General features: G+C 49.1%; 2 rRNA genes. Both read right to left on the reverse strand.

The features are described from left to right. A 5S ribosomal RNA gene (rrf, locus tag BSF41_RS23465) occupies positions 1 to 101 on the reverse strand; the annotation flags it as partial. 152 nt (positions 102 to 253) lie between these two features. Beyond that, positions 254 to 3135: ribosomal RNA gene (locus BSF41_RS23470) — 23S ribosomal RNA — on the reverse strand. Positions 3136 to 3143: the final 8 nt, after the last annotated feature.

Consider the following 3143-nt stretch of genomic DNA (forward strand, 5'->3'; position numbering starts at 1 on the left):
CGACATACTCTCCCACAAAACTGCAGTACCATCTGCGCAGGCGGGCTTAACTTCTCTGTTCGGGATGGGAAGAGGTGAGCCCCGCCGCAATAACCACCTTAAGGCTATTCGCTGCAAGCAGCTTTTAATCATTAATTATCAATTATAAATTGTTAATTATCAATTAAACAATATCTTAACATACTGAGATAAAGAAACAAACAAGCATTATTTAGAAAGTTTCCTCCCCCCGATTGCTCGGGGGGAAAAGTTTGTGCATAAGCTTACGGATTATTAGTACTACTCGACTATGACATTACTGCCTTTACATCTGTAGCCTATCAACGTGGTCATCTTCCACGATCCTTAAAAGAAATCTCATCTTGTGGTGGGTTTCGCGCTTATATGCTTTCAGCGCTTATCCCTTCCAAACGTAGCTACTCTGCGGTGCCCCTGGCGGGACAACAGATACACTAGAGGTTTGTCCAATTCGGTCCTCTCGTACTAGAATCAGATCCACTCAAATTTCTAACGCCCGCAGTAGATAGAGACCGAACTGTCTCACGACGTTCTGAACCCAGCTCGCGTGCCACTTTAATGGGCGAACAGCCCAACCCTTGGGACCTTCTCCAGCCCCAGGATGTGACGAGCCGACATCGAGGTGCCAAACCCCCCCGTCGATATGAGCTCTTGGGGGAGATCAGCCTGTTATCCCCGGCGTACCTTTTATCCTTTGAGCGATGGCCCTTCCATGCGGAACCACCGGATCACTATGCTCTACTTTCGTACCTGATCGACCTGTATGTCTCTCAGTCAAGCTCCCTTATGCCATTGCACTCTACGCACGGTTACCAAGCGTACTGAGGGAACCTTTAGAAGCCTCCGTTACTCTTTTGGAGGCGACCACCCCAGTCAAACTACCCACCAAGCACTGTCCCCCACATTGCGGGGTTAGGCCTCAGATAAACAAAGGGTTGTATTTCAACAATGACTCCACAACGCCTGGCGACGCCGCTTCATAGTCTCCAACCTATCCTACACATCATTTATCCAAGGTCAATACTAAGCTATAGTAAAGGTGCACAGGGTCTTTTCGTCCCACTGCGGGTAAACGGCATCTTCACCGTTACTACAATTTCACCGAGCTCATGGCTGAGACAGTGTCCAGATCGTTACACCATTCGTGCAGGTCGGAACTTACCCGACAAGGAATTTCGCTACCTTAGGACCGTTATAGTTACGGCCGCCGTTTACTGGGGCTTCAATTCAATGCTTCTCCGAAGATAACATCTCCTCTTAACCTTCCAGCACCGGGCAGGTGTCAGGCCCTATACTTCATCTTACGATTTTGCAGAGCCCTGTGTTTTTGATAAACAGTCGCCTGGACCTCTTCACTGCGGCCAGCATTGCTGCTGGCGACCTTTCTCCCGAAGTTACAGGTCTATTTTGCCTAATTCCTTAGCCATGAATCTCTCGAGCACCTTAGGATTCTCTCCTCAACTACCTGTGTCGGTTTACGGTACTGGTTCTTATTGCCTGAAGTTTAGAGGTTTTTCTTGGAAGCCCTTAGGCGCACTATCTCTTTGTCCGAAGACTCCGAGTACTATCGCATTTCACCAAGATCTCCGGATTTGCCTAGAGACCCTATAGCTAGGTGCTTTAACGAACTATTCCGTCAGTTCGCGGCGCTTTCATCACTCCGTCACCCCATCACAGCAATAAGAAGTACGGGAATATTAACCCGTTGGCCATCGACTGTCCCTTTCGGGTTCGCCTTAGGTCCAGACTAACCCACAGCTGATTAGCATAGCTGTGGAAACCTTAGTTTTTCGGTGTGCGGGTTTCTCGCCCGCATTATCGTTACTTATGCCTACATTTTCTTTTCTGACTGGTCCAGCATCCCTTACGAAACACCTTCAGCCCTGTCAGAATGCTCCCCTACCACTTGCACATACATGCAAATCCATAGCTTCGGTAATATGCTTATGCCCGATTATTATCCATGCTCGTCCGCTCGACTAGTGAGCTGTTACGCACTCTTTAAATGAATGGCTGCTTCCAAGCCAACATCCTAGCTGTCTGGGCAGACAAACCTCGTTCTTTCAACTTAGCATATATTTGGGGACCTTAGCTGATGGTCTGGGTTCTTTCCCTCTCGGACTTGGACCTTAGCACCCAAGCCCTCACTGTTATCAATCATTATATAGCATTCGGAGTTTGTCAGGAATTGGTAGGCGGTGAAGCCCCCGCATCCAATCAGTAGCTCTACCTCTATATAACTAAAATAACGCTGCACCTAAATGCATTTCGGGGAGTACGAGCTATTTCCGAGTTTGATTGGCCTTTCACCCCTACCCACAGGTCATCCGAAGACTTTTCAACGTCAACCGGTTCGGTCCTCCACTGTGTGTTACCACAGCTTCAACCTGCCCATGGGTAGATCACACGGTTTCGCGTCTAACACTACTGACTAAAGCGCCCTATTCAGACTCGCTTTCGCTGCGGATCCATGGCTTAACCACTTATCCTTGCCAGCAGCGTTAACTCGTAGGCTCATTATGCAAAAGGCACGCCGTCACCCCACGAAAGGGCTCCGACCGCTTGTAAGCGCATGGTTTCAGGATCTATTTCACTCCGTTATTCACGGTTCTTTTCACCTTTCCCTCACGGTACTGGTTCACTATCGGTCTCTCAGGAGTATTTAGCCTTAGCGGATGGTCCCGCCAAATTCAGACAGGGTTTCACGTGCCCCGCCCTACTCAGGATACCGCTATCCATTACATTTGTTGCCCATACGGGGCTGTCACCCTCTGTGGCGCTCCTTTCCAGAAGCTTCCGGTTCCTCATGCATGAAATGTCGCGGTCCTACAACCCCAGCTATGCCGTAACATAACTGGTTTGGGCTAATCCGCGTTCGCTCGCCACTACTTACGGAATCACTTTTGTTTTCTTCTCCTCCGCCTACTTAGATGTTTCAGTTCAGCGGGTTTGCCCACCTATCGGTGTACTATATCTTCAATATAGCGGGTTGCCCCATTCGGATATCTGCGGATCAATCTGTGTGTGCCAGTCCCCGCAGCTTTTCGCAGCTTATCACGTCCTTCATCGCCTCTGAGAGCCTAGGCATTCCCCATGCGCCCTTATTTTGCTTATTGCACCAATCT

It is taken from the genome of Flavobacterium sp. ACN2 (assembly GCF_002303885.1).
Classification (GTDB): Bacteria; Bacteroidota; Bacteroidia; order Flavobacteriales; family Flavobacteriaceae; genus Flavobacterium.